This is a genomic window from Candidatus Hydrogenedentota bacterium, assembly GCA_019695095.1.
In the GTDB taxonomy this organism is placed as follows: domain Bacteria; phylum Hydrogenedentota; class Hydrogenedentia; order Hydrogenedentales; family SLHB01; genus JAIBAQ01.
The window spans coordinates 1-26598 of the sequence record JAIBAQ010000084.1 but is presented as its reverse complement, the minus strand read 5'-3'; the positions used below and the strand labels follow the sequence as shown (position 1 = coordinate 26598).

21 protein-coding genes are annotated in these 26598 nt (G+C 58.0%); 9 read left to right on the top strand and 12 right to left on the bottom strand.

Annotation, left to right across the window (positions count from 1 at the left end):
- Positions 1-1794, bottom strand: a 1794-nt coding sequence (locus K1Y02_14735) for a Na+:solute symporter (protein ID MBX7257614.1), incomplete at its 3' end; no start/stop codon positions are given.
- Between the two features lie 484 nt (positions 1795-2278).
- Here K1Y02_14735 and K1Y02_14730 point away from each other — a divergent pair.
- From K1Y02_14730 to K1Y02_14710, 5 genes are all read left to right on the top strand, one after another.
- Positions 2279-2839: a four helix bundle suffix domain-containing protein gene (locus K1Y02_14730; protein ID MBX7257613.1), complete on the top strand. Its 561-nt coding sequence runs from the start codon at positions 2279-2281 to the stop codon at positions 2837-2839.
- A gap of 144 nt (positions 2840-2983) precedes the next feature.
- The gene (locus K1Y02_14725) at positions 2984-4096 is read left to right on the top strand and encodes a Gfo/Idh/MocA family oxidoreductase (GenBank protein ID MBX7257612.1); all 1113 of its coding nucleotides are present in this window, start codon (positions 2984-2986) and stop codon (positions 4094-4096) included.
- Positions 4097-4133: 37 nt separating this feature from the next.
- Complete coding sequence (locus K1Y02_14720) at positions 4134-5999, top strand: DUF4091 domain-containing protein (GenBank protein MBX7257611.1); 1866 nt, start codon at positions 4134-4136, stop codon at positions 5997-5999.
- A gap of 238 nt (positions 6000-6237) precedes the next feature.
- Positions 6238-7644: a hypothetical protein gene (locus K1Y02_14715; GenBank protein MBX7257610.1), complete on the top strand. Its 1407-nt coding sequence runs from the start codon at positions 6238-6240 to the stop codon at positions 7642-7644.
- Between the two features lie 84 nt (positions 7645-7728).
- Positions 7729-8517, top strand: coding sequence for a DUF1080 domain-containing protein (locus K1Y02_14710; protein MBX7257609.1), 789 nt, complete (start codon positions 7729-7731; stop codon positions 8515-8517).
- Between the two features lie 297 nt (positions 8518-8814).
- Here the strand turns inward: K1Y02_14710 and K1Y02_14705 are convergent, their stop codons facing one another.
- The 5 genes from K1Y02_14705 to K1Y02_14685 form a co-directional block, all read right to left on the bottom strand.
- Positions 8815-9525 carry a PIG-L family deacetylase gene (locus tag K1Y02_14705; GenBank protein ID MBX7257608.1) on the bottom strand — a complete coding sequence of 237 codons (711 nt, stop codon included), beginning with the start codon at positions 9523-9525 and terminating at the stop codon, positions 8815-8817.
- 84 nt (positions 9526-9609) lie between these two features.
- A complete protein-coding gene (locus K1Y02_14700) occupies positions 9610-11214 on the bottom strand; it encodes a sodium/solute symporter (protein ID MBX7257607.1) in 1605 nt (534 codons plus the stop codon).
- A 27-nt stretch (positions 11215-11241) separates the two neighbouring features.
- Positions 11242-12465 (bottom strand): Gfo/Idh/MocA family oxidoreductase, encoded by a 1224-nt coding sequence (locus tag K1Y02_14695; protein MBX7257606.1) that lies wholly within the window; start codon positions 12463-12465, stop codon positions 11242-11244.
- 66 nt (positions 12466-12531) lie between these two features.
- Complete coding sequence (locus K1Y02_14690) at positions 12532-13428, bottom strand: sugar phosphate isomerase/epimerase (protein ID MBX7257605.1); 897 nt, start codon at positions 13426-13428, stop codon at positions 12532-12534.
- 32 nt (positions 13429-13460) lie between these two features.
- A complete protein-coding gene (locus K1Y02_14685; GenBank protein ID MBX7257604.1) occupies positions 13461-14795 on the bottom strand; it encodes a Gfo/Idh/MocA family oxidoreductase in 1335 nt (444 codons plus the stop codon).
- A gap of 1426 nt (positions 14796-16221) precedes the next feature.
- Between K1Y02_14685 and K1Y02_14680 the strand changes: the two genes are divergently transcribed.
- The gene (locus K1Y02_14680; GenBank protein MBX7257603.1) at positions 16222-16374 is read left to right on the top strand and encodes a hypothetical protein; all 153 of its coding nucleotides are present in this window, start codon (positions 16222-16224) and stop codon (positions 16372-16374) included.
- A gap of 55 nt (positions 16375-16429) precedes the next feature.
- Positions 16430-17806 carry a Gfo/Idh/MocA family oxidoreductase gene (locus tag K1Y02_14675; protein ID MBX7257602.1) on the top strand — a complete coding sequence of 459 codons (1377 nt, stop codon included), beginning with the start codon at positions 16430-16432 and terminating at the stop codon, positions 17804-17806.
- A 195-nt stretch (positions 17807-18001) separates the two neighbouring features.
- On the opposite strand, the gene K1Y02_14670 is transcribed toward K1Y02_14675, so the two are convergent.
- The 6 genes from K1Y02_14670 to tpiA form a co-directional block, all read right to left on the bottom strand.
- Entirely contained in the window at positions 18002-18823 is an 822-nt protein-coding gene (locus K1Y02_14670) for a M48 family metalloprotease (GenBank protein ID MBX7257601.1), read from the bottom strand.
- 30 nt (positions 18824-18853) lie between these two features.
- Positions 18854-19942, bottom strand: coding sequence for a histidinol-phosphate transaminase (gene hisC, locus K1Y02_14665; GenBank protein MBX7257600.1), 1089 nt, complete (start codon positions 19940-19942; stop codon positions 18854-18856).
- Positions 19939-21243 carry a histidinol dehydrogenase gene (gene hisD / locus K1Y02_14660; protein ID MBX7257599.1) on the bottom strand — a complete coding sequence of 435 codons (1305 nt, stop codon included), beginning with the start codon at positions 21241-21243 and terminating at the stop codon, positions 19939-19941. Before hisD ends, hisC begins: the two co-directional genes overlap by 4 nt.
- A gap of 97 nt (positions 21244-21340) precedes the next feature.
- A complete protein-coding gene (gene murA, locus K1Y02_14655; GenBank protein MBX7257598.1) occupies positions 21341-22594 on the bottom strand; it encodes a UDP-N-acetylglucosamine 1-carboxyvinyltransferase in 1254 nt (417 codons plus the stop codon).
- Positions 22595-22745: 151 nt separating this feature from the next.
- Positions 22746-23294: a preprotein translocase subunit SecG gene (gene secG, locus K1Y02_14650; protein MBX7257597.1), complete on the bottom strand. Its 549-nt coding sequence runs from the start codon at positions 23292-23294 to the stop codon at positions 22746-22748.
- Between the two features lie 21 nt (positions 23295-23315).
- Positions 23316-24074, bottom strand: coding sequence for a triose-phosphate isomerase (gene tpiA, locus K1Y02_14645; GenBank protein MBX7257596.1), 759 nt, complete (start codon positions 24072-24074; stop codon positions 23316-23318).
- A gap of 339 nt (positions 24075-24413) precedes the next feature.
- On the opposite strand from tpiA, the gene K1Y02_14640 reads away from it, so the two are divergent.
- The gene (locus tag K1Y02_14640) at positions 24414-26279 is read left to right on the top strand and encodes a hypothetical protein (protein MBX7257595.1); all 1866 of its coding nucleotides are present in this window, start codon (positions 24414-24416) and stop codon (positions 26277-26279) included.
- Positions 26276-26598, top strand: a 323-nt coding sequence (locus tag K1Y02_14635; GenBank protein ID MBX7257594.1) for a hypothetical protein, incomplete at its 3' end; no start/stop codon positions are given. The genes K1Y02_14640 and K1Y02_14635, both read left to right, overlap by 4 nt.

Here is a 26598-nt window from a genome sequence, read left to right as displayed (position 1 = left end):
CCAGAGACGGTTAATCACATAAAGCAATGTGATACCGCAGACGAGGAAAACGGCGAAGAGCGCGGCAGCGTAATTGTAACGGCCATAGAGGCAATTGCCGACGAAGAAGAGCGCAGACCATACAACCGCACAGCCTGTTGTCCAACCGAGCAAGGCAAGCGGAATGCTCTCGTGAGTGGCCGCGGCCTCCTCTTCGGAAATGCCCGCTTCTTTACGAATCGTTGCCCAACCGGGTCCGAAGGGACGCACTTTCTTGTAGAACGCAATCAAGGTCTCGCGATCGGTTTGCGGCGCAAAGAATGCCGCGGCTACCCAGCAGACTGTCGTGAAGGCAATGGTAATAATCAAATCGACCGACGTGGAGTAGTCTATGCCCGCAAACTTCGCGACCATAACCAGCACGGCAGAGACTGCAAACGAACTCACCATGGCGGCAACTTCGCACCACGCGTTGATGCGCCACCAGAACCAGCGCATCAGGTAGAGCAGTCCCGTGCCCGCGCCAATTTGCACAATGAGATCAAACGCCACCTTCGCCGAATCGAGCATGAACACAAACACGGAAGAAAAAACAAATAGTCCAACAGTCGCCACGCGACCTGCCCATACGTAATGCCGCTCATCGCCGTCCTTGTGCAGAAAGCGGCGATAGAAATCGTGGACGAGATAGGAGGCGCCCCAGTTCAGGTGCGTCAGAATCGTTGAAGAATTCGCGGCGATAAGACCGCCAATTATGAGTCCCGCAAATCCCACCGGCAGAAACGTGAGCATCGCGGGATACGCGATATCGTGATTGAGGAGTTTCGGGTCGAGATTGGGGAAGGCGGTCTTGATATCGTTCAGTTCGGGATAGACGATCAATGAGCACAATGCCACGAGAATCCACGGCCACGGGCGCATCACGTAGTGCGCCACGTTGAAGAACAAGACCGCCCCCAACGCGTCTTTCTCGGACTTCGAAGAGAGCATGCGTTGCGCAATATAGCTGCCGCCGCCGGGTTCGGCTCCAGGATACCAGGCCGCCCACCACTGCACCGCGATGGGCATGATGAACACCATGAAGGCCATGTCCCAATTGTTGCGGAAATCGGGAAGCATGTTGAGGTAGTTCAGGCCGTCTGGGCCGGATAGCGCGGAGACCTTGTCCACCATTCCTGCCAGCCCGCCGACTTCCGGCAACTGCACAGCGAAGTATGCCGCCGCGATTACAGCGGTCATCATGATGAAAATCTGAATCATGTCGATAACCAGGACGCCCCAGAGGCCAGAGTGAGTGGCGAATATGACATTCAGCACGCCAACAAAAATCAGCGTTTGCCACTGCGGAATACCGAATAGAATGGCGGCGATTTTGCAGGCCGCAAGATTCACGGAGGCCATGATGATGCAGTTGAAGAAGAATCCGAGATAGATGGCACGGAAGCCGCGCACGACGCTGGCTGGTTTGCCGGAATAGCGCAGTTCGTAGAATTCCAGGTCTGTCATTGCGCCGGAACGGCGCCAAAGCTGAGCGTAGAAGAACACCGTCGCGATGCCGGTTAGCGTGAAGGCCCACCAACACCAGTTGCCCGCGACACCCTGCCTGCGCACGATGTCCGTCACTAGATTTGGCGTGTCGCTGCTGAAAGTTGTGGCGACCATCGACATGCCGGCCAGCCACCAAGGCACGGACCGGCCCGATACGAAAAACTCGGTCGTGTTTTTGCCTGCGCGCCGCCCAAAGAATAGCGCCGGCACAAAACAGACCACGATCGATCCGACGATAATGACCCAATCGAGCAATTGCAGGTGCATGACGATTCCCCCCTCTACCCAAGGCCGCACAGATGATATCAGGGGGCCACCGAAGATACCAAGCATAGGATTGCCGCAAGTCAATTCGTCAGATCGACACTTACTTCGACATTGCCCTCGGTCACTGCGTTCACGGGGACCGTTGCCATAGGTCGTCGCTGGCGGGAGGAACCGCGAAGAAATTCGGTGCTAATCAGGGTACACCTGAAAGAGACGCAGTATAGATTGTTAATGGAGCGTCAATGGAGTAGTATCCTGCTACGAAAACCAATGAGTGTTCAATGTTTAGGAATGGCAAAACGTCAATTGCACTAGAGACATCAAGGACATCAGGGACAACAACGACATCGGGAATTTGGGGTTCTTGTTGTCCGTGTTACTGCGTGTGCGCCCGCGCGTCGCAAGTCCCTGGACTTGTCCCTGGTGTCATTGATGTCCTTGATGTCCTTGATGTCCTTGATGTCTTTGTAACGAGGATTCCTCCATGATTCACGGCTTCATTCCCCCGCATGGTGGGTACAAGCGCCTGTTCTCTTACCAAAAAGCCGAGATCATCTTTGACGCCACTGTCAACTTCTGCAATCGCTTCCTGGACAAATACGATCGAACATACGATCAAATGGTACAAGCCGCCCGTTCTGGCAAACAGAACATAATCGAAGGAAGTATGGCATCGGCGACGTCGAAAGAAATGGAGATTAAGCTCACCAACGTCGCTCGGGCAAGTCTCGAGGAACTTCTCGCAGACTATCGCGACTTTCTGCGGTCTCGCGGATCAACTGAATGGGACAAAGATCACCCATTTGCTCGACGTCTTCGAGAATTAAACCGAATTCCGAATGCTTCATACGATACCTTTCAGAAGGGGATTGAGAATGCCGATGCCGTTATCTGCGCAAACGTGATCATAGGGCTCATTCGCGTTTGCAGTGTTCTCCTGGGACGCCAGATTCAAGCACTTGAAAAGAGGTTTCTCGAAGACGGCGGTATACGCGAACAAATGTCCCGAGTTCGCTTGAGTCACCGGCGCGGGAATTTCCGGTAGTCACTACGACTCCCTGTGCCTGATGGCGGAACTCGAAGTCTCAACTCTCCCAATTCTTGACTGAATTCAGCCTTCACAATCTGCTACAGTAGCAACGGGGGGCAACACGGGTCGGTTTCTCGGCTCTACAAGGATTGGCGGATCATGGCAAATTCAAGTGTCAGTTCAGATTCATTGGCAATTGCTGAAGAAGAAGAATATCGCGGCAAGAAGTTTCGTGTTGCATTCATCGGATGCGGCGGAATCTGCCAGACCCACATGATGGCGTTTCAACAGATGCCGGATGTGGAAGTTGTCGCGGGCGTGGATATCCTTCCGGAACGTCTCAAGGCATTCGAAAAGCGCTGGGGCGTGACCAAACTCTACAAAGACTGGAAGAAGATGTTGAAAGAGGTCCAACCGGATGGCGTGAGCGTATGCACGCCGAACGGTGTTCACGCGGCCCCCACGATCGACGCGCTGAACAGCGGTTGCCACGTGCTCTGCGAAAAGCCCATGGCCATGACACCGGCCCAATGCGAGCAGATGATTGCCGCGTCAAAGAAGGCGAAGAAGAAACTCGCCGTGGGCTTCCAGTATCGCTATCACCCGAATACACAGTTCTTAAAGCGCGCCCGCGACAACGGCGAGTTCGGCGATATTATGTTCGTAAAATGCCAGGCCCTTCGGCGGCGCGGCATCCCCAACTGGGGCGTATTCGGACAGAAGAAGCTCCAGGGTGGCGGACCGATGATCGACATCGGCGTGCATATCCTGGAAATGGCCCACTACGTGATGGGCTCGCCGAAACCTGTTGCGGCCTCCGGAAACATCTGGACCTACATGGGCAACAAGTCTTCGAAAGTCGTCAGCCCGTGGCCCAATTGGGACTACAAGACGTATACCGTGGAAGACCTCGCTATCGGTCAGATCCGTTTTGAGAACGGTGCATTGCTGCAAGTTGAGGCCAGCTTTGTGGCGCACATCGAAAAAGACGTGTGGAACTTCAGTTTCATGGGCACCAAGGGCGGCGGCCAGTGGGATCCTCCAATGATGTTTGCCGACAAGAACGACACCATGGTCAACTCATCCCCGTTCTATGTCGGAAAAGATACCACCTTCGAGCAGTTGTTCCCGCTGAAGCTACGCAATTGGGTGGACGGCTGCGTGAAGGGTTCGCCGCTCGAAGCTCCCGCCGAAGCGGGTCTTGCGGTTCAGAAGATGCTCGATGGCGTGTACCGCTCGGCGGAGGCCGGCAAGGAAGTTCCCATTAAGTAAGCGCAAAGTGCGTCAGCACGATCTGGGGGGATTTGCGATGAGGACACTCTGTGCATTTGCTGTGACATGTGCGATAGCGGCCGCGGCGGCGATGGGTGAAGACCCCGCCGGCCGCGGCTCCATACTCTTTGACGCCTCGTACGGGAAGCTACTGCCCGGTTCGACGGCAGAAGTCCAACTGTGGTGGGCGTCGTCGGGATGGAAGGTCAGTGCCGACCGTCCCGCGCCAAAAGCGAAGAGCAAAGCCATCGAAATCCGCTGTGCCGGAAACGAATGGGACGCCGCACAAATTGTGGTGCGTCCGTCAAAGCCGCTGAAGGGCTTCATCGCGAAGTCCAACACCTTGACTGGACCTCAAGGAGCCACGCTGGATGCCTCCAACATCGAGGTGCTTCGCGTGCGCTACGTGACCATTCAACGAATGACCGACAAGTGGAGCGCTCTGGCTCCGTGGCCCGATCCGTTGCCGCCATTCAAAGGCCCCATCGATCTGAACGCCGATCCTGCCGAGCCCAACCAACCGCTGTGGGTACGCGTCCACGTTCCCAAAGGCACCCCTGCGGGCACCTATAAGGGGACTGTCACGTTGACTGCGGAAGGTTACTCTGCCGAAGTCCCTCTGCGCGTCGTCGTCTACGGATTTGAGTTACCCGATCGAATGACCTGTCAGACCGCGTTCGGGTTTGGCGAGGGGTATGTTTGGGGCTATCAGAAGATCAGCGATCCCGCACAGCGGCGTGAAGTGTTGGATAAGTACTGGCAGAGTTTTCGTAATCATCATATTTCGCCCTATCATCCAACGCCGCTGGTGGACTTGCCCGTGACGTGGGTGAAGCTTGGGGAAAACGAAGGTGCGGACTTGCCGGAAGCCGACCGGAAGTTGCTGCAAGCAAATGCGCTGACTCCCAAATTCGATTGGCCCGCATGGGATGCGGAAATGGAGCGCGTCTTCATGAAGTATGGTTTTAATTCCTTCCGTTTGGGATTGCCTAATATTGGCGGGGGGCAGTTGCAGGGTTTTGACGAAGACACGCGTGAACACGAACTTGCGTTCAACGCATATTGCCGCACCATGCAGGAACACCTGCGCGAAAAAGGATGGCTCGATTACGCCTACGTCTATTGGACCGACGAGCCGGCGCAAAATGACTACGCGTGGGTACAGAAAGGTTTTCTGAAACTCAAAGCAGCGGCGCCCGACATCACGAGGATGATCACGGAACACGTCGTACCTGAAATGATCGACGGACCGAACCTATGGTGCCCTGATTCCTGGTGGTATGACCACGACAAAGCTGAAGAGCGTCGCAAAGAAGGCGATCGGTTCTGGTGGTACGTGTGCACGGTGCCCAAAGCGCCGTTTCCGGGGTTATTCATTGATCATCCCGGCACGGATCTTCGCGCGTGGCTGTGGCAGACGTGGATGTACAAGATCGAAGGTGTGTTGGTGTGGGCCAGCAATCTGTGGTCGACGTCACCGGCATACAAAGACTCGTTCCAGAATCCGTATGAGGATGCGATGTCGTGGGTAAGCGGCAACGGCACGAAACCCGACAACGACAAGGAACCGTGGGGCAATGGCGACGGACGTTTCATGTACCCGCCAGAAGCAGCCGCCGATGGAACTCAGGCCGAGACCATCCTCGACGGTCCTGTCGACAGCATCCGATGGGAAATGCTGCGCGACGGAATTGAGGACTACGAGTACATGGTAATCTTGAAGAAGCTCCTCGCTGAACGTGGCGCGCAGCTCTCTGCCAGCAAGCGCGAAAAGTTCGAGAGGCTTCTCGTGGTGCCCGCGGAAATCACGAGCGGTCTCAAGGTGTACACGAAAGACCCTGCTCCCATCGAGAAACATCGAGATCGCGTTGCGCAGGCCATCGAGGCGTTGACCGCAAACTGAAATACAGAGACTACTCGCCGTCGTGCCGCATGGCAGGACGGCGAGTTCCCGCTATTTGCCTCGCTGATGCCCACCTTGGCCCACGCGTCTTCAAAGCGGACAATGAGGTATATTGGACATCAGGCTGTGGAGGGGCCGGTTAGACATGAAGACCTTTTTCCGACAAGTGAGTTTCGCTGCGTTTGCGCTTGCTCTGGTGTGCCACGCCGCGGCCGCATTGACTGCGGGCACCGCAAAGATCGATATCACCAATCGCGAAGCCGGTACTGTCAATGACCCGTTGTACGCGAAGTCTCTGGTGCTGAAGCAAGGCGACACCGCGTTGGTCATACTCACTGTCGACGCCGTCGCGCTCGGTGAAATTGGGTACATCAAGAACGATTTTGTCCCGACGGTGCGGGCACGGATTGAAGCGGAATTGGGCATTAAGGCGTCAAATGTCCTGATCAACGCGAGCCATTGCCATGGTGTCGTGTGCACGGACGTAGCGGACCGGGCCTTTCAGGCGGTGAAGGAAGCGTCGCAGAATCTGGTTCCCGTGAAAATAGGAGCGGGGAGCGGCCATGAAGACCGCATCATGGAAAATCGAAGGCTTCGACTTAAGAACGGCAAAGAAGCCGATGTTCGCCATGCCTACTCCATGCCGCCCGACGACGAAGTCGCGGCCATAGGCCCTGTCGATCCTGAGATCGGCGTGCTACGATTCGATAAAGAAGATGGGACAACGCTCGCGGCCGTCTACAACTTCGCGTGCCATCCCATCATCGGAGTTCCAAGCCATGGCAACACCGCAGACCTTACCGGGTTCGCTTCCTCCGTTATCGAAGAGAACCTGAGTCCGGGAACGGTTGCCTTGTTCCTGCAGGGTTGCGCGGGCGACATCAATCCCGTCGGGTACAAGGCGGTGGACGCGCCACGCGACGCGGAGCCCCTTGGAAACATGCTGGGGCTGAGCGCATTGCGCGCGCTGCGATCCGTGCAGCCGAAGGTTGACGACCGGTTGGCTGTGCTGAACGAAACCATCACGTTGCCGAGAGCCGATCTCTCGCAGGCCATCGCGAACCAAGAGGCCGAACAGCAACGCTTGTTGCAGTCTTTGAAGGGCACGAGTCTCAGCTTGAAGACCTTTTTGCCGCTTGCGGTGAAGTACGGTTTGTCCGGTGACTACCCCTCCTATTACTCGCACGGCTATCTGCACGAAGAGGCGATCGGGCGCGATGGACTGAAGAAGTTGGACGAGGAGAATCGAGCCAACATGGAGCAGTACATCGCCAACATCGAGACGATGGAAGAGCTGACGCGCGTGCAAGCCAATCTCGACTTGCTGCGCAAACACCAGGCAGACCGTGTCGCGGCGGGTAAGGACACGGTGGACGTTGAAGTGCTCGGCGTGCGCGTTGGCGACTTCACACTGATTACGTTTCCCGGCGAACTCACCGTCCAGATCGGTTTGAGCATCAAGAAGGCATCTCCGCACGATATGACGTTTGTTGCCGGATACACCAACGGCTACATCTACTACGCGCCGACCGAAGACCAATTGCGGAATGTTGGCGGGGCGCAGGAAGACAGCGATTGCATTCTGGGTCCTGGCTGGCAGAAAGTGTTCGAAGATGAAGCAGCCAAGCTGCTGCGATCCCTTTAGAACACACAATAGTTCTATTGACACTCCAATGGCATGTTGGCACTATGACCCGAATTCTGGCTGGAACGTTCGACATAGGGGTGGATGAACATGAAAAGCACGGTTTTCGCTCGTTTCCGAATTGCGAATCGCAGGACGTATTGCGCGTTTGCCGCATTGGCGGCGGCAATCGCATGTTTGTGTCTTTTCAACGTGGCGACGGTGTGCGCGGCCGACGCGCCCGCGGCGGAACCACAAAAGCCCGTTGTGATGGGTGAGGGAACCGGGTGGCGCGCGTTGTGGGAAGAGGACTTCACCAACGTGAACTGCGATGCCGACACGTGGTCATTCAAAGACGGCACCATCTACTGCACCGGATCGCCGACCGGAATTATGCGCACAAAGAACAAAGTGAAGAACTTCGAATTGGTCGTGCAGTGGCGTCACATGAAACCGGCGGGCAATTCGGGCGTGTTCGTGTGGGTCATGGAAGACTCGATCAAGGACTTGCCCAAAGGCAAATTGCCGCACGGTATCGAAGTCCAGGTGCTCGATCACGGCTATGCCGAGCAATACGAGAAGCAGAACGGCAAGAAGGGCGATTGGTTCACCACCAACGGCGACGTCTTTGCCGTGGGCAAGATGAAGCTGACGCCCTTCCCGCCGCTCTCGCCCAACGGTTCGCGCAGCTTCCCCTCCAAGAACCTCAGCAAAGGTTCTCCCGAGTGGAACCACTACTACGTCCGCGCAATCAACGGCGAGGTGCGTTTGTGGGTGAATGGCGAAGAAGTCTCCGGCGGTACCGGAGCCGATCCGTCAGAAGGATACCTCGCGCTGGAGTCGGAAGGTTCTCCGATTGAGTTCAGGAATCTGCGCATTCGCGAATTGCCGTAGACGACCACGATTCACAATTACTAAAGCCCCGAAAGTGCGCACGACTTTCGGGGCTTCTTAGTATCAGATGCACACCGCATGTGGTGGAATGAGACTGATCACCGGCTTCGAGACGGAGAGAGTCTGACTTGGCACGTGCAATTATGTAAGCCAGATCCTTCGCTGCCGCTCAGGATGACAGTAAAGGCCACTTAAGTGTCATCCTGAGTCCGCCTGCGGCGGACGAAGGATCTGGCTTCAAATCCATCTCGCATTCAATCGGGATTCCCCAACAATGCGCGCAACCTAAAGGACACCCTAGCCTGGCAGCAACCCGTCTTTCGACGTGGTCGACGGGAAGAATTTTGCCCGGAAGAAGCACTCTGCGTAGGCGCAGCCGCTTTGGAGTCCACGGAACTTCGATTGGATTTCCGCGTGGTGCGTGACGGGCACGCCGTATTGCGCGATCATCCACTCGTTTTGGCTTTCGTGGCAGGCAAGCATACGGGCCTTCATTTCCCAGTGTTCGCTGATGTCGACGTAGAACTCGGGCACGAAGTTGACGCCCGCGACGGTGTCGTAGAACCAAATCTCGTGGATGCGCTCGCAAGGCGGGTGGGCCGTCTTGATGTTGGGCACGGTAGCCATGACATGTGTGTCCCACACAATCTGTCCGGTTCGTATGTGGTCGGGATGATAGTCAAGATCCTTGTGCGGACACAGGACGATATCCGGGCGGAATTGCCGAATGACGTCGATGAAGTGGTGGCGCACCTCCGGCGAGTCATACAAGAATTCATCGTCGTAGTTCATCCAGAAGAACGTCGCGTTAATGAGCGCGCTCGCGGCCTGCGCTTCCTTCTTGCGCACGGCGGCAATCTCCCCTGGAGGGAGCGTTGGCGAGCCGACGTTGCCGTTGGTCACGTAGACGATGGCGACGTCGTGGCCCTGGGCCGCGTATTTTGCGAGCGTACCCGCGCAGAGAATCTCGACGTCGTCGGGGTGAGGGCTAAAGGCCATTACGCGCATGATTGAATATCTCCTTTCGCAGCCAAGGGCGGCTGCGCCACATGATCAGAACTACCAGACTTCGTCGAAATCACTTTGAATGGATCACCAGTAACGCCAGTAGAGGTACAGCCAAATCGCCGCGAAGATGCCGAACCAGAGCGTCAGGCTTTTGTACCATCGGTACTCGGGCTCGCCTTGAAGGTGCTCGGTCAGAAATGCGGGCCGCCACACGAAGGGTTGCCATTGTTCGGCGGCGGGAGCGGGCGTCATAAGCGAAACCACAACGATAATCGCCACGACAATCGCTTCCTGGAAGAAGCCGACATAGAGCCAATGGAATCCAAGCGGGATTTTTGCGATGGTCAGCGCGAGCAGCACAGCCGTCATGATTAGTCCGGCCATCATTCCGGCGAAGGCGCCTTGTGCGTTGGCGCGTTTCCAGAATACGCCCATCAGGATCACGCCGATGAGCGGGCTGACAACAAAGGTAATCCCCTGTTGAAAGTACGCGAAGATGCCGCCGAACCGCTCGATGCTTGGCGCGATGATCGCCGCAATGACCAATGCGCCGAATGACGCGTACCGTCCTACCAACACCAATTCGCGGTCATTCGCCGATGGTTTGAGCACCTTCTGATACACGTCGAGCGAGAAGATTGTGGCGGTGGAGTTCGCGAGCGCGCTTACCGTAGACATGACCGCCGCGATGAATCCGGCCAGGATAATTCCGCGAAGTCCCCATTCCGGCGCGAGTTCGCGCAACGCAAACGGAAAAGTGTGGTCCAGATTTTCGAGCGGCGGCCCCATCTTCATGACATGGAGCCAGTGGTACACGATGAATCCAAGAAAGCAGGTCACCAGCGGGCGCACGATGTTGATGAACCCGGCAAAGATGATGCCCATGATGCCGTCCCAGCGCGAGCGCGCCCCGAGCACACGTTGCACCATCACCTGATTGGTGGCGGAGTAGAACGTGAACAGACCGAACGTCCCGAGGAGGATGCCAAGAAACGGGGCCCGGTCATCGCTGGGGGGCAGATAGAGGTGATAGCGTTCGGGGCTCGCGGCTTCCATGGCCGCCCAGCCGCCGGGAATCTTGTTGAGCGCAACGAAGAACAGGATCAACCCGCCGCCCACGAGCATGACGCATTGCACGGCGTCGGTCCACACGACCGATAGTAGTCCACCTTTTACCGTGTAGATGGCGACCAGCAACACCGTCAGCCAGAGCACGATATAGAAGTTGACGCCAGTGAGACGCTCAAAGGTCAGCGCGCCACCGTAGAACACCGGCACCATGAACACGAATACGTAGGCAAAGAGCATGACGTAGGTGTAGACATTGCCGCACGCTGGACTGAAGCGGCGCGTCAGCAGTTCGGGGACCGTTGCCAGACGATTGCGCAGGTAGATGGGAATGAAAATGGCTATCAAAATGCCGTAGACGGGCATGGACCACCATTCCCAGTTGGCGATGCCCATGCCGTGCGCGTAGGCTTGGCCGGCGGTGCCGACAATTTGCTCGCTCGATACGCTGGTGGACACAAAAGCCGCGCCAATGATGTACCAGGGCAGCCGGCCCGAGGCGAGGAAATAGTCGCGCGCCGTGTCGCCCTGTTTTCTCGAAGTCCACAGACCCACGACAACGACGACGGCAAGCGAAACAACGATTACCGCGACATCCAGTGTGCTCAACTCGAATCCCAAGTCAATAACTCCTCTCCAGAATGCGGACTAGGCTTTCAATCCAGACAGGTTCACTTCGAGGCGTTCGTTTTGTTTTATCATGTCGTCCCACGTGAGGAGTTGGCCCTTGCGGCACGCCTCGCGACCCAGAATGGTGGCCAATGTCGCGGTCACGCTGGGTTCGATGGTCGGATTGTCATAGACGCCGTTCGTGACGTTTTTGTGGAACGTGTCGATATTGCGGATCGCGCCCTGTTGGTAGAGCGCTTTTACTTCGCCGCCGAATTCGCCTTGTTCTTTGCCCACCATGCGGACCTTCGTGGAATAGCCCGTTTCAAGGAAGCCGTCCAGGCAATGCGCAACGCACGTGCTGTCGAACCCGTGCCGGTTCTTGAGGTGTTCGCCGCGATGGTTGAGCAACAAGCCGTTCTCAAAGTGATAGGTGATCGAATAAATGTCGTGTGAATCTCCGTGCGGGTCTCGCCGCGCGGCGCGCGATGCGCCGACCGCGCTCACGGGCTTCGCATTGGCTAACCAGAGTGCGACGTCTATGGAGTGAATGCCCGCATTGACGAAGTATCCGCCGCCAATCGCACTGTCATTGACCCACGTCAGATGCTGCAAGCGGCTTTCGATCGTCTCGGTAAGGGGAGGGTCGTTGAACGCGTCGTCGGCGTATATCGTGCTCAATAACGCGATATCGCCGAGTTCACCGGCGTGGGCCCGCTTAATGGCCTCGATATACAAGGGTTCGGTGCGCGTCTGGAAGTCGACGAGGAACACCTTCTTGCTCTGCGTGGCCTTCTTGCCTGCCGCATCGACCATAAGGCACCCCGGTACGTCGCTCGCCAGGGGTTTAGCCATGTACACGTGGCAACCGGCGTCTACCGCGGCGGTCGTGTGATCCGGAAAACAGTAGGGCGGCGTTTCGAGAAACACCGCGTCGACCTTGCTCTTCAGAAGTTTTTCGTAACCAGAGAGTCCGCTGAAGCAGCGCTTCTTTGGTACTCCCATTTCTTCGCCGACGCGTTCGGCGACTTCCGGGAAGTAATCGGCAAGAGCGGTGATCTCGTAGCCGCCGTGCTCTTTCACCATGTTCGCGATCATTCTGCCGCGGCTGCCGTTGCCAATGACACCGCATTCGATGCGCGAGTTGGCCGCGTACGCTTTGACCGCGCCTGACTGCACGATGGCGAAGGCCGAGGCAGCGGCGGCGCCTCCGATGAATTGACGGCGAGACACCGCGGCACGCGAATCCGATTCTGTCTTCATTCCAAGTCCCTCCCCTGATTTCGCTCCCCCTTCCCCAAGGCGCTGCGCGCAGGCACTTGGAGATCGTCACTTGGCCGGTTGAGGAGCCCGCGCGTTGCTCGCGCTGAGCGCGCGCCACGCTTCCATTGATCGTCTGAGATTCTCGTGCACGTCGCCCCCAATGCCATACCCCTGCAAGCCGATAGGCCCGGTGTACTTCAGTTCGCGCAGAATCGACAGTAGTTCTCCCTGATTGAAACTGCCGCGATCCAGCGTCTGTATCAGCGTCTTCCAGTCTGTTCCCCCGGTGTCGGCCCCGCTGATCGTGACGACAAACAGATAGGGTTTGGCCAGTTCGAGACGCGCGCGAAGGTCCTTCCCATCCACCTTCAGCCAGTGGCACTCATTGAACGTCACGCCGACATCGGGCCGATTGACTTTCTGCGCCACGCGCACGGCGTCTTCGACGCGCTCGAGCCAGCATGCCGTATGCGGATAGAGTGCAATGCGCAGACCGTTCGGCTTGGCCATGTCGGCGATTCGCGTGATGACGTCTACGGCATTCTGATCGCCGTCAGGCGAAGAGACGCCGTGCTTCTTGCTGATCAGCGACAACCACAAGAATGCATCGCGCCCCTTAAGGTCCTGAATGGCCTTCTCCAGCCCCGGCTCCCATTGTGCGTCGGACGGATCGATGTTCACCGTCGTGTACACGGCAAAGAAGCGCAGTCCCCGCTTGTCCAACTCGGCGAGGTACTCGGGAAGGCCTTCCGTGCCCAGTTGGTCGGTGCCCGCATAGCCGAGTTGTTTGAGCATCTCCGCTTGCGCCGCAAACGACTTGTGCTGGTCGTCGCGCGTGCCCGTACACATTGCAAAGAATGGATTGGTCATGGGCGCCTCACCTGCTTGCGCGGCACATAAGCCGGCCATCCAGAGCGCGGTCCATACGGCCACCGCTACGGTCAACAACCGACGTCCTTCCATGGCAGGAAGTCCTTTTCGTTAGTTGGGTAGGGTTATAAACCTCGAACGCCAAATCCGCTGCGGTAATCTCTCCGCAGGAATTTGTTTGCTTCGCGGCAATTGGTGAACTTCAGGCGCTTCGCGTTCCATTCGAGCGTCTTGCCCGGGAAACGATTCGCGATGTTCGCCAACAATACGGCCTCCGCCATTGGCCCGGAGAAATCGAAGTTCGCGCCGGCGACGCCGTTGCCCAGCGCCGCTTCGACAAACTCGTGGTAGTGATTCTTGGGCTCCAGCTTCGGCTGCGCGTAGTTCTTGAATTTCTCCAGCGGATACAACTGCGGCGCGCCCACGTGCGGGACGATCAAGGTGCCGTCTTCGCCGATGAGCATCGAGCCGCTTGGCGGCAACGCGCAGTCCGCGCCCAAATGCGGCGACAGTTCCTTTGGCGGTACTTTGCCGCCGTCGCGCCACGTCGCGGTAATGGTCTTGCCAGACGTGAGCGGGGTTCCGGGGAAGACGTAGTTTGCGATAACCCAGGCTGGCCACACTTCGTCGCTGACGCATTCCGCTTCGCAGGAAATCGTCAGCGGGTCTTTGACATCCAACGCCGTAAATACGGGGTCAAAGATGTGACACCCGAAGTCGCCCGTCGCGCCGCCGCCGAAATCGCGGTAACACCGCCACCAGAATGGATGATAGATCTCTTTCTTGTACGGACGTACCGGCGCGGTACCCAGCCACAGATTCCAGTCAAGGGTCGCCGGAACCGGGTCGCTGCCTTCGACGCGCTTCTTGTTCTCGCGCGTGTAGATGGCCGCGCTCCAGGAGTGCCATTCTTTTACTTTGCCGATGGCGCCTTCTTTCACCCATTGCACGGCCGTGCGATAGAAGTCGTGGGCGTGAATCTGAATGCCCATCTGCGTGGCCACGCCCTTCTTGCGTGCCGCGAGCGTCACCTTGCGCGCTTCGTAGACATCGTGCGTCAGCGGTTTTTCGCAATACACGTGCTTGCCCTTGCGAATTGCCGTCATCGAGGCGGGCGCATGCGTGTGATCCGGTGTCGCCACGTTCACCGAATCGATGTTCTTTTCCTCTTTTTCCAGCATCTCGCGCCAATCGCGGTACAGCCGCGCGCCCGGGTACTTTGCCGCCGCTTTGTTGAGATTGGCCTCGTCGATGTCGCACAACGCAATGATGTCGACCTTGCCGCTGCTGGCAATTTGTCCCAGGTCATAGTCACCCTGGCCGCCCACGCCAATTGCGGCGTGCTGCAGCTTTCCGGAAGGCGGGGCCGCGAAGCTCAGTTTCGGCACGATCAGAGGAACGGCGATACCGACGGCGGCCGCTTGCTTGAGAAAAGTCCTTCGGGTGACTTGCTGCTTCATATTGGTGACTCCGTGCGTTGCAATTAAGCGATTGGGTCGCGCATCCCGTGTTGTCATCCGCAGGTTGGCTACAACCCGCGCAACGAACCCCCATACAGATGGGTACGCGCGAACTCCGTTGAATCTACTCCATTGACTCACCGGGGCGCAATGAGGCGGTCCGGTGCGTTCAGGGGTCTAGGGGCTAGGGTTGACGATTCAAGGGGTTGCGCAGGCATCGGCATCGAATCTGGATTGCGGGGCAATGGGTTGCGCCTGGGAGACCCCCTGTCTAATTTTGACGGGGCGAGGGGGGGCCCGGAATGAATGCAGCTCCCGCGGAGCCGAAAAGGCGCAGGGAGCGTGCGACTTGTCCGATTCGCAGGGTCTACACCCCCATGCAAACTGACGATTCAAGGGGTCCGAGTGGCAGCCGAGGGCGGCTGCCCCACATTGGACTGGTTCGGTACGTGTTGCCCGGACGCCTCGGCTGCCCCACATTGAATCGGTTCGGGATTTGTAGCGCAGGTGTCATCGGGTGCGATTGTCTGAGTCCGCAACGTTCTCGACAGTTGTCGCCCATATATATGGGGAAGTTTGTTGCACTCGGAAGGGAGCGCCTGGCATGACGCCGAATCTGTGCGGGAGGTGCCTTGCGCGGGAGAACACGGCACGAAGCAATCAGCGGAGCGATGCACTGGTCCCGGGATACGCACCCCTACGGCAAAGCCGCCCGGATATCGGACAACGTTACCATCAGTGTCATGGGGTCTTGCGGGCTCGGGTGAAGCCAAGTAATTGTCTATGGGTTTAGAAGCTAAAAGGCCTATTCCTGACAAGGCGCTATCCTGTAAGCGTTTATGAAGAGTCTGCGCATAGAGGATCGAGAAGATTTCGAGGTTCTCCCAGCGCTGTAAGTTACCCATGGTCAACGGTAAAGACGGTGCCGCGCTCGCCGATCGCGGCACTATTTGGAGTGTTGTTTGAAGCTGGACCCTTCGTCCGCCAGAGGCAGACTCCCAAGGAACGGACAGCGTAAGTTGCTTTCGCCCTCACAGGGCTCACGTTGGGCGGGGGGGACTGGTACCTGGGGTTTCGATTCGCGTCGTTGCCGCGAATCTCACCCCAGGCTGGAGTATTTCGCGCTTGCAGCGCTCTGGAGTATCGAGTCAAATCGTCGGTGTATATCGGTGGTTGAGTCACTTTGGTTGCGGCTTTGCCGCGCCAGGCTGGAGTCTGCCGTGCCTTCGGCACTCAAGAAGACAGGCTGTCCGCTTGGCTTCTGTTTCTACCACTGAAACTCGCGCTCCCGCGGTCCCCCGCTCAGGACGACACGAACTGCGTGGCAAGTGTCCCTCCCCGAGACAGTGACGACACGCTTATCCTGTGCATCCTGCTCATCCTTGTTGAAACGCTTTATTGAACAGGGATGCACAGGGTACGCAGGATGAAGGCGCCGGACGGCGGTGAGTCATCGTCAGAACGTGTCGGCGAATTGTTGCCAGGGTATCCGATTCAAAGCTGGGGCGGTCCTTACTTTGCGCACGTGACGATTCGTGTGCCGGATACGCCTCTTGTCTGGCCTTTCCGAGTGGACTAAACTAGCCGCTAAAGTCACGGGGGGAGTCCCCATTATGGGAAAGGGATTTGCAGCGATGAAGAAGAACGAATCGAAGACCCCGGCACGGGGCGGCGCGATATCGCGGCGGTCGTTTCTGCGGTCGTCGGCGATTGTGGCGGGAGCGGCGATAGGCGCGCCGGCGATCGTGCGCGGCCAGAACTTAAATGACCTGCTTGACATCGCTTTGATTGCGGTCGGCGGACGCGGCGGCGGTAATTTGCAGTCGGTGCGGGAAGAGAACATTGTCGCGATTTGCGATGTCAACGGAAAGAACCTCGCGCGGGCGGCGGAGCAGTTCCCGAAGGCCCTTAAGTTCACGGACTTCAGGAAGCTGTATGACGAAGCGGCGAGCAAGTTTGACGCGGTGGTAGTAAGCACATGCGAGCACACGCACGCGTTTGCCACGTTGCCCGCGCTGCAGCTCGGCAAGCATGTCTATTGCGAGAAGCCGCTTGCGCACAATATCTGGGAGACGCGGATCATCCGCGAGGCGGCGGCGAAGGCAAAGGTCGCCACGCAGATGGGTACGCAGATTCACGCGGAGAACAACTACCGGCGCGTGGTCGAATTGATCAAGTCGGGTTCCATCGGCCCAGTGCGCGAAGTCCACGTGTGGGTGTCGCGGACATGGGGCTGGCTGCCTACGGAAGAAGACCAGAAGAAGTATCAGGACATCGTGTTTACGAAGGAACGTCCCACGAAGGCCGATCCGATTCCGGAAGGTCTCGATTGGGATCTGTGGTTGGGACCGGCGCCGGTGCGTCCGTTCAGCGAGGTGTACTTCCCGGGTCCGAAGTGGTATCGCTGGTGGGAGTGGGGCAGCGGCACAATGTCGGACTTGGGCAGCCATTGGAACGACCTGCCGTTCTGGGCGCTTGACCTGGATTATCCGTTGACCATCGAAGCGAGCGGCCCGCCGGTACATCCGGATCTGGCCCCGGCCTCGATGCAGGCGACCTACGAGTATGGTCCCCGCGGCGATATGCCGCCCGTGAAGTTGACGTGGTATCAGGGCCAGAATAAGCCGCAGATTTGGACCGACAAGGGCATTCCCCAGTGGCCGGATGGCGCGCTGTTCATCGGCGACAAAGGCATGGTGCTCTCGGATTATGGCAAGCATGTGTTGTTGCCGGAAGAGCAGTTCAAGGACTTCACGCCGCCCGCGCAGTCGATTCCGGAATCGCTGGGCCATCACAAGGAATGGATCCACGCGTGCAAGACGGGCGCGCCGACGACGTGCAACTTCGAGTATTCGGGCCGCCTCACGGAAGCGAATCACCTTGGCAACGTCGCGTACCGTGTCGGCAAGAAGATTGAGTGGGATCACGTCAATCTGAAGGCGACGAACGCGCCCGAAGCCGACAAGTTCATCAAGCGCGAGTATCGCGAGCCGTTCGTGTTCAAGGCGTAACGAGCAAAGAAAGTAATAAGACGGATCGGTCGGATATGGCCGATCCGTCTTATTTATTGTGACGGCATCTGCCCGGGCGGAAAGCAGGGACAGACCCGTCTCCGCTTCGCTGCGCTTGTGTCAGTCCCTGTTTTCCGCTGCTATTGACTCTTCCTTGGGTCAACCAATATGTTGCCTTAATTGCGATTCTCTGTGCTAGTTCAGGCGCTTCAGAACGTTGTCCCAATAGCGCTCGGGATACGCGGCGCTCGATGCGCGGAGATCGGCGGGGTATTGCTGCTCTTGCGCTTGCAGTGCTGCGATGCGCTCGGGCGTGGGCGGGTGTGATGAGAGGTATTTGAGCAGCCCGCCGCCCGATCCGCCTCCTTCCGAGGCGTTCATCTTCTCCATGAACGTTACCATCGCTTCAGGCTTGTAGCCCGCGCGGAACAGGAAGTCCATACCCATGCGGTCGGCTTCGTTTTCCTGGGTCCTGCTGAACTTCGATTCTCCAAGACTACCGACAATTTGTGCCATCAACTCGGCATTCGCCGAAGGGCTATCGCCGAGAATGAGGCTTGCGATAAGGCTGTAACCGTATTGCCGCGTCATGCTTTCGCCGTGGTGGTGCGCGGCGACGTGCGCGATCTCGTGTCCCATGACCGACGCGAGTTCCGCTTCGTTGGCGCAGAGTTTCATCAGGCCCGTGTAGATGTACATGTGTCCGCCGGGAAGCGCGAATGCATTGACGGTTTTCGGGTTGTCGATGACGGTGAACTTGTACGGCACATCGGTGCGTGGCGATTGCTTGGCGATCCGCGCGCCGATTTCACGCACATAGGCTTGAATGGCCGGGTCGTTCAGGATCTTCTCTTTCTTCTCGACTTCCTGGGAGATTTTGTCGCCGAGAGCGACTTCCTCTTGGGTCGAGAGCATGTTGAACTGCTCCCCGCCTTCAGGCGTGACGCACCCAGGCAGCGACACCAACAGCATTGCCAAAAGTCCCACGGAAAGACCGGCGCGTTGCAGCGTTTTCATACCAAGACCTCTCCTTTGGATAGCGTTCGCTTACTCGGTTTCAACGCCATGACGGCTGCGACCGTTGGCAGAAGCCAGAATCTCCTCCAAAGCGCCGAGCAGCGCGCTGGTTTCCGATTCGGTTCCGACGGTGATACGTAAGGCGTTCTCGAGTCTGCGAGCGTTGAAATACCGCACGAAGATGTTGTCTTCCTTCAGTTTCTCGAAGATCTCGCGGGCCGACGGCGTGCCAGCCCACTGCGCCAACACAAAATTGGACTGCGACGGCGTTACGTCGAATCCCATCTTGCAGAGCGAATCGATGAGACGCGCCCGCGTAGCCTTCACGCGTCCCAGCGTACTTTCAAAATAGGGTGCATCGCAAATCGCTTCCGTGCCCGCTGCCTGGGTGACGCCATTGACGTTGTAGGAGTCTTTGCCTTTCATCAATTCGTTGATGATTTCGGGCTGAGCCACGGCTACGCCAAGCCGGAGTCCCGCTAAGCTGTACGCCTTTGAGAACGTCCGCATCACGATGACGTTGTCGAACTGCTTGGGGAAATCCATGCAATTGTCGTCTGCGAAATCGACGTAGGCTTCGTCGATTACGACGATGCCCTGGAAGTGTTTGCAGAACCTCTCGACATCCGCGCGAGGCGCGCACACGCCGCTCGGCGCATTGGGCCTCGGCAGGAAGCAAAGCCGCGCGGGCGTGGTGAAGAACTCGTTCGTGAGTTGGAAGTCCTTGTCGAGATCCACCAGCTTGATCTTCGCGCCGTGTAGCAGCGCGAGCGTCTCGTAGAGCGTGTACGTGGGGTACGGTGACAACACGGTATCGCCGGGATCGACGAAGGTGCGCAAAGCGAGCGCCAGCAGCTCATCCATGCCATTCCCCGCGATCACCCACTCGGGGCCCGAATATCCGTAGCGATCGGCGCACGCGCGGCGCAGACGCGACGAAACGGGATCGGGGTATTTTCGAGCCGCTTCCGTCGTGTAGTTGCGAATAGCATCCAGCACGTTCGGGGAAGGCGGATAGGGATTCTCGTTGGTATTCAGCTTGATGACATTGGCGACGCCCGGCTGTTCGCCGGGCACGTAGCCTTGCACGTCTTTGAGAATTTCGCGGCCGTATTTCACTTTCGAATCTCCACCGCGCGGGCGTGCGCGTCCAGTTTTTCGGCAAGCGCCAATTGGATGATGTCGTCGGCAATCGCCGTCATGCGGGCCGGCGTAAACGAGATGACGCTCGTCACTTTGCGGAAGTCTTCTGCCGTCAACGGCGACGAGAAGCGCGCGCGGCGTCCTGTCGGCAAGATGTGGTTCGGGCCGGCGTAGTAATCGCCCACGGCCACCGAGGTTGCTCCACCGAGAATGGCGCAGCCTGCGTTCGCAATCGTATCGAACACGGCGCGCGGATCGCGCGTCTGAATCGACAGATGTTCCGGCGCGATCGTATTTGTGATGGCCGCAGCATCTGCGAGCGTGCGCACCACAAAGGCCCTGCCATTCGCGGAGAGCGATTTGCGAATGATGTCGGCGCGGGTCAGCGTCTTGAGGTGTTTCTCGATGGCGGCCTCGGTCTTTTCGACCATGACTTTCGACAAGCACACCAAGGTGGCGCAGGCGTCTTCATCGTGTTCGGCTTGCGCGAGTAATTCCATGGCAACTTGATCTGCGTCCGCGTCGTTATCGGCGATCACGACGACTTCTGAAGGACCGGCCTCTTTGTCGATATCGCAGATCGACGAGACCAAGCGCTTCGCGAGCGTCACGTAGATGTTGCCGGGCCCGGCGATCTTGAGCACCGGCGTTACGTGTTCGGTGCCATACGCCAATGCCGCGATGGCTTGTGCGCCGCCGATACGGTAGACGCGCGTTGCGCCGGCAATCCGCGCGGCAGCCAGCACCAACGGATGAATACTGCCTTCGAAGGAGGGCGGTGACACCATCACGATGTCGCGAACGCCCGCGACTCGCGCGGGAACGATGTTCATCAACACGGAAGACGGGTAAAACGCCGTGCCTCCAGGTACATACAATCCCACGCTTTCGATGGGAGTAATCCGCTGGCCAAGCACGCTGCCATCGTCAAGCGTTTCTTCCCACGACTGACGCAGATTCTTCTCGTGGAATGCAGACACGTTGTCGTGTGCGCGCTTCAATGCGTCGAGCGTCGCGCCCGGCACACGGCCTAATGCCGCATCGAGTTCCGCTTCGGAAACAAGGAACTGGTCAGGCGTCAGCTTGACCCGATCGAACTTCTCCGTGTACTCCGCGACGGCGGCATCGCCCCGGGAATGGATGTCGTCGAGCACCGCCTTCACGGCGGCAAGCTTTTGGGCTTCTTCCTGCGCCGCTTCTCCACCTTCGTCCTGGTTCGCGATGGCTTGGAGGGCTCTGTTCAATCCTGCGCCGTCAGTGATTTCAGTGACTCGCATGTCATACTCCCGGTTAGTCGTTGATGGGATACGTCTATCATACCCTTGATCCCGCGCTCCATGCGCACGGCCCGGCGCGAGACCCGCTTGGGGACTATCAGTCGCGAACGCGTTCGATGTCCGCTCCGAGGCTGGCCAAACGTTCTTCGATGCGCTCGTATCCGCGGTCGATATGATACACGCGCGCGATGGAGGTCTCTCCCTTGGAGGCAATCAAGCCCGCTATCACGAGGGCTGCGCTGGCTCGCAGGTCGGAGGCCATCACCGGTGCACCGCTCAGTTCGTTGACGCCGCGAATCACCGCCGTGTTGCCGTCCAGCTCGATGTTTGCTCCCATGCGCGTCAATTCGGCGACTTGCATGAAGCGGTTCTCGAATACCGACTCGCGTAACACGCTGGTCCCGTCGGCGATGCACATGAGCGCCATGATTTGCGCTTGCAGGTCCGTCGGGAAACCGGGGAAGGGTTGCGTCGTGACGTCTACGGCTTTGATACCGTTCTTTGCCGACACGTGAATCCGGCTGCCCAGAACCTCAAGCTCCGCACCCGCCTCGCGCAACTTTCCGATGAACGAAGACAGGTGGTCGGCGTTGGCGTTCAGTATGGTCACGTCGCCGCGCGTTGCCACCGCGGCAATCATGAATGTTCCTGCTTCGATGCGGTCTGGAATGACGACGTGTTCCGCGCCGCCAAGCGAGTCGACGCCGACGATGGTGATCATGTCCGTGCCCGCGCCGGAGATCTGCGCACCCATCGCGTTCAGAAACGCCGCCACATCCACAATCTCCGGTTCGCGCGCGACGTTGCTCAGGCGAGTGACGCCTTTGGCGCGCGTTGCCGCCATCATGAGATTCTCGGTCGCGCCGACGCTCGGGAAGTCGAGGGCAAAATCCACGCCTTTCAGAGCGCCTTCCGCGATGACGTAGCCTTCTTCGATGGTGATGGACGCGCCCAGGGCTTCAAGACCCTTGAGATGGATATCCACCGGCCGCGTTCCGATCGCGCAGCCTCCCGGCAGCGATACGCGGGCCTTGCCAAAGCGGGCGAGCAACGGACCCAGCACGAAGAACGAGGCCCGCATCTTGCGGACAAGATCGTATAAGGCCACCTGCGATTCGATGGTCGACGCGTCTATGGTCATGTAGCGGCCGGTAAACTCGATGCGCGCGCCAAAGGACGAGAGGAGCTTGTCCATGGTGAAGATGTCGTGCAGACAAGGGATGTTGTGAAGAGTACAAGCCTCTTCCGCGAGGATGCTCGCCGCCATCAATGGGAGGGCCGAGTTCTTTGCGCCGCGCACCTGCACTTGTCCCTTTAGCGGCCGGCCTCCGCGAATCAGAATCTTATCCACTCGTATGCCCTCTTCCTAGACTTGAACGGAACGATTTAAGCGATTAATCCATTTTGTGGACGTGTCGGTTCCCACGAAAAACGGGAGCAAAAACAAACGGCCCAAAGCGGACACAGCGAACGCTCTGGGCCGGTATACGCGATTCCGGTTGCTACTGTTGCGCGGGCGCTTCGGCCGGCGGAGCCGCGGGCGCTTCAGCCGGCGGAGCTGCGGGCGCTTCCGCAGGGGCTTCCTGCGCGGGCGTCGCGGCTGCCGGAGCAGGCGCTTCTGCCGGTGGCGTCGCAGGTGCGCTTTCCGCAGGGGCCGACGCATTGGACGCTGGCGTAGCACCGCCCAGACCCAGACTCTCGAGTCCCTGGAACGACCCCGGCTGCTGCTGTACAGGCGCGGTGGCGTTCTCGCCGCCGATGACCTGTTCCGGGGCGCTGCCGCGCGCGATGCGTGAACCGATGAGCGACAGACTCAGCGAGAACAGCATGAAGATCGCGGCCATGATGTAGGTCAGCTTCACCGGCAGACTCTTTCGTGCGCGAGGTCCAAACACGGTTTCGGAACCGGGGCCAACGCCAAAAGCGCCTGCGAAGCTCGTGCCTTTGCCTTTTTGGAGCAACACGATCACGATCAACCCGATGCAGGACGGGACGAACAGGATCAGGAGGAGAAACTGGAGAGTCTCCAACCGAAAAATGTAGTCGAACATGCCCTAGGAATCCTTCCTAACTTAAATGGACGCCTTGACGATCGCGGCGAAACTGTCCGCCTTGAGCGCCGCGCCGCCTACAAGCGACCCATCGACATCCGGCTTTGCCATCAGCTCGGCCGCGTTGTCCGGCTTTACACTTCCACCATATTGAATCCGCAACGCACTCGCAACGGCATCGCCAAATTGATCGCGGACCAGTCCGCGCACGAACGCGTGGGCTTCCTGGGCCTGCTCCGGCGTGGCGGTGACGCCCGTGCCGATGGCCCAAACCGGCTCATACGCGATCGACATGTTGGGGAAATTCTCTACGGCCAGACTCTGCAAACCGCAGGTGACCTGACGCGCGAGGACGTCTTCCATTTTGCCGCTTTCGCGCTCTTCAAGCGTCTCACCGATGCAGAACATGACTTTGAGGCCCGCGCTCAACGCGAACTTTAGCTTCTTGTTCAGGAAATCGTCGGTTTCGTTGAAGAACTGCCGCCGCTCGCTGTGGCCGATGATGGTCCACTGGCACCCGGCGTCGAGGAGCATCTGCGGCGAAAGCTCGCCGGTGTATGCCCCGCTTTCTTTGAGATAGCAGTTCTGGGCGCCAATCTGAACGTTCGAGCCTTTCAGCTCGTTGGCGACTGCCTGCAACGCCGTGAAGACCGGACATATGACAATGTCGACTCCGGCAACATCCGCCACCAGAGGCTTCAGCGCTTGCGCCGTTGCCACGGATTGGCCGATAAGGTGATTCATTTTCCAGTTGCCTGCTACTAATGGTTTCCTTGCCATGAGGTCCTTCCTTCCCGGTGCGGGCGCGGCATTTTCGCCGCAAAACTACTTCAAAACGGCTCCCAAAAATAGCACAATTCGCGTATCCGACGCAAATGTCAGAGCAATAGCGCCTTGAGCATCGCGCTTTGGGGCAGTTGGAGACCCCGATAGGGTACTTCCGGCAATCACTCCCATACTTCATCTCGCTTGATTCGCAATCGCGACGCACAACTCGGGCGTATTGCGGGTTTGAACAGGTTACCTTATACGGCTATCCTGAGAACTGCCGACGGGGGGCAACGAATCGCTTTGGCTCAAGCACGAATTGGTGTCGTCGAAACACCAAGGGAGCTAGATGTGTTCGTGATCAGTCTGTGCCGTCACGGAGGAATTCCAGTCGCCGCTCTGTGGCTCATCTGTTCTGCGTTTGCCGAAACCATACCCCTTGAACATCTCGACATGGAGTCTCGAAACGGGTTCAAGTTACTTAGCGGAATAGAAGGAAACCCTGTCCTCGGGGATATGCTGGGAGGACCCGAACGCGATATCGCGTGGGTGCGGAGCCTGTTTAGGCACAGTGATGCAGAGGAAGCCGTCCAATCCTCCACGAACGCTACCGATTCCAGTCAGTCTTTTGTAACCGTTGTCGACGGGTCGGGGAAGGAGGCTTTTCGCTTCACCGATCCTGGGTTACCGAGTTTCTCTTGGTCCAACTTCGTCACTTTAAATGGTCTGCCGCGCGCACTAACTCTCGCTACAATGTCACAGTTGAGGCGCTACGCATTCAGTTCAGACAACGTGAATGTCGAGGCTATTCCATTCCCCGAACGGGCGAATATCGTTGATGTGGGCCAGAGTGACAAGGGGCGTCAAAGTTATGTGGTGCTCATTAACGTAAATGCCGTTTGGACGGGGACGGGCCGTGACGAAACACTGCAATGGACTCGGTACGATCTCCCCGACTCGTTCTACTCGGCTTCGTTACGCCAAACATCGCTGAATTCTGAAAAGCCCGAGTACTATTTGCTCCTTTGCCGTGTCTGTGTCGATGTGGACGGAGATGGAACAGATGAAGTGCTTATACCCGGCCCGGATGCGCTGCACATTGGCCGGTGGAAACAAGAAAATACCCTTGCGTTCGAGCGCGTTCCGGTTCCCGAGGCGTGGCAGCCAAAGTCAGTTCGTTGGATGCAGTGGCACAACCCTTGGAAAGGAGAGACTGACCATATTCGCGCGAGTTCGAGAACGATAGCGCCGTACACCATTCTCGGCGGCGTGGGGCCCAATTCCTATCTCCCTGGCGGACTCTGCTTGAATCGTTCGTGCTCGCAGAAAGGGTATGACGTGTTGCCGCTCGTTGAGCATGACGGACAGTTGCAGTTTGATGAGGGCCGTATGCGCTATGTTCCTTCTGACTGTTTCGTGAACAAGAACCTTCCGTTAATGGATACCGCGGGCATGGAGTGGTTAAGCAAGTCATTTCGCGAGACCTGGTCCAGTGTGTTGATGAACGATGAGTCTACCTGGCGTATTGACATTGATGGAGACGGTCATCGCGATTACCTGCACATGGAGCCCCATTTTTCTTCGGCGGGACCGATGGCGGAAGTTGAGTATGCCATCGCCAATGCAACTACGAAGTGGGATACGGGTTCCAGTGAGACGGGCGAAATCCGCAAGTTTCGTCAATCGACGTGGCTGGAACCTAATAATGGCAGCCTTCTGGACTTTAATGGCGACGGGGCGCTGGATCTAATGTTCTGTGAACCGGAATTGAACGTGCTTGATATTGCTCAGTCCATAGAGGGCCCTGCGCCGGTGAAACTGAGATACACGATTTGGTTGTTTGATAAGGAGCGCCGGAGTTTTGACCCTTCCCGGAAATCCTCATTCATCATCACGAATATGTTTCACCCCACGGATGGCCGGCGCATGAGCATGTATGGGCCGCGGCGATGGACAGCGTGGGATGTCGATTTTGGCGACATGAACGGCGATGGACTTCCCGACGCGGTGTTCATGTTGAATAAGGACAAGCTGGGTCTGTGTATAAACGCCGGCGATCCGAATCGCCCCTTTGATCCCGAATCACTTATTTCGCTCGCGCTCGAACCGTTTGAGACGTACTTTGTGCCCGACACCGGGACTCGGAGCCTCGTGGTGTGTTTGCACCGCAAAGACGAGAGGCAGATTACCTTTTCAGTGGCGGCCTACGCGCCATGAGACCTTTTATCTACCTGTGTCTCATCTATGCTCTGGCGCTACCCCGGTGCTTCGCAGGGGAATTTGTGTCGGTCAGTCTCAACCCGCAGAAGTTGATGTGGGCTATGCCGGGCGCGCGCGTTTTGCTGAATCACGAATCCGTGCTTTTAGTAGATGGTCCGACGGTCGTTAAGTCCCTGCCGTTGCCCGAAACGTTTGGTAACGACGAGGTCGAGTCTTCTTGGGGATTCGTGCCAAGTCGAAACGAAGAACGGTCCCGATGGCTGGCTTGGGTCATGCCTGTGCCCGGCGTTTTGCGAATTCTCCGACTCTCTTCGGA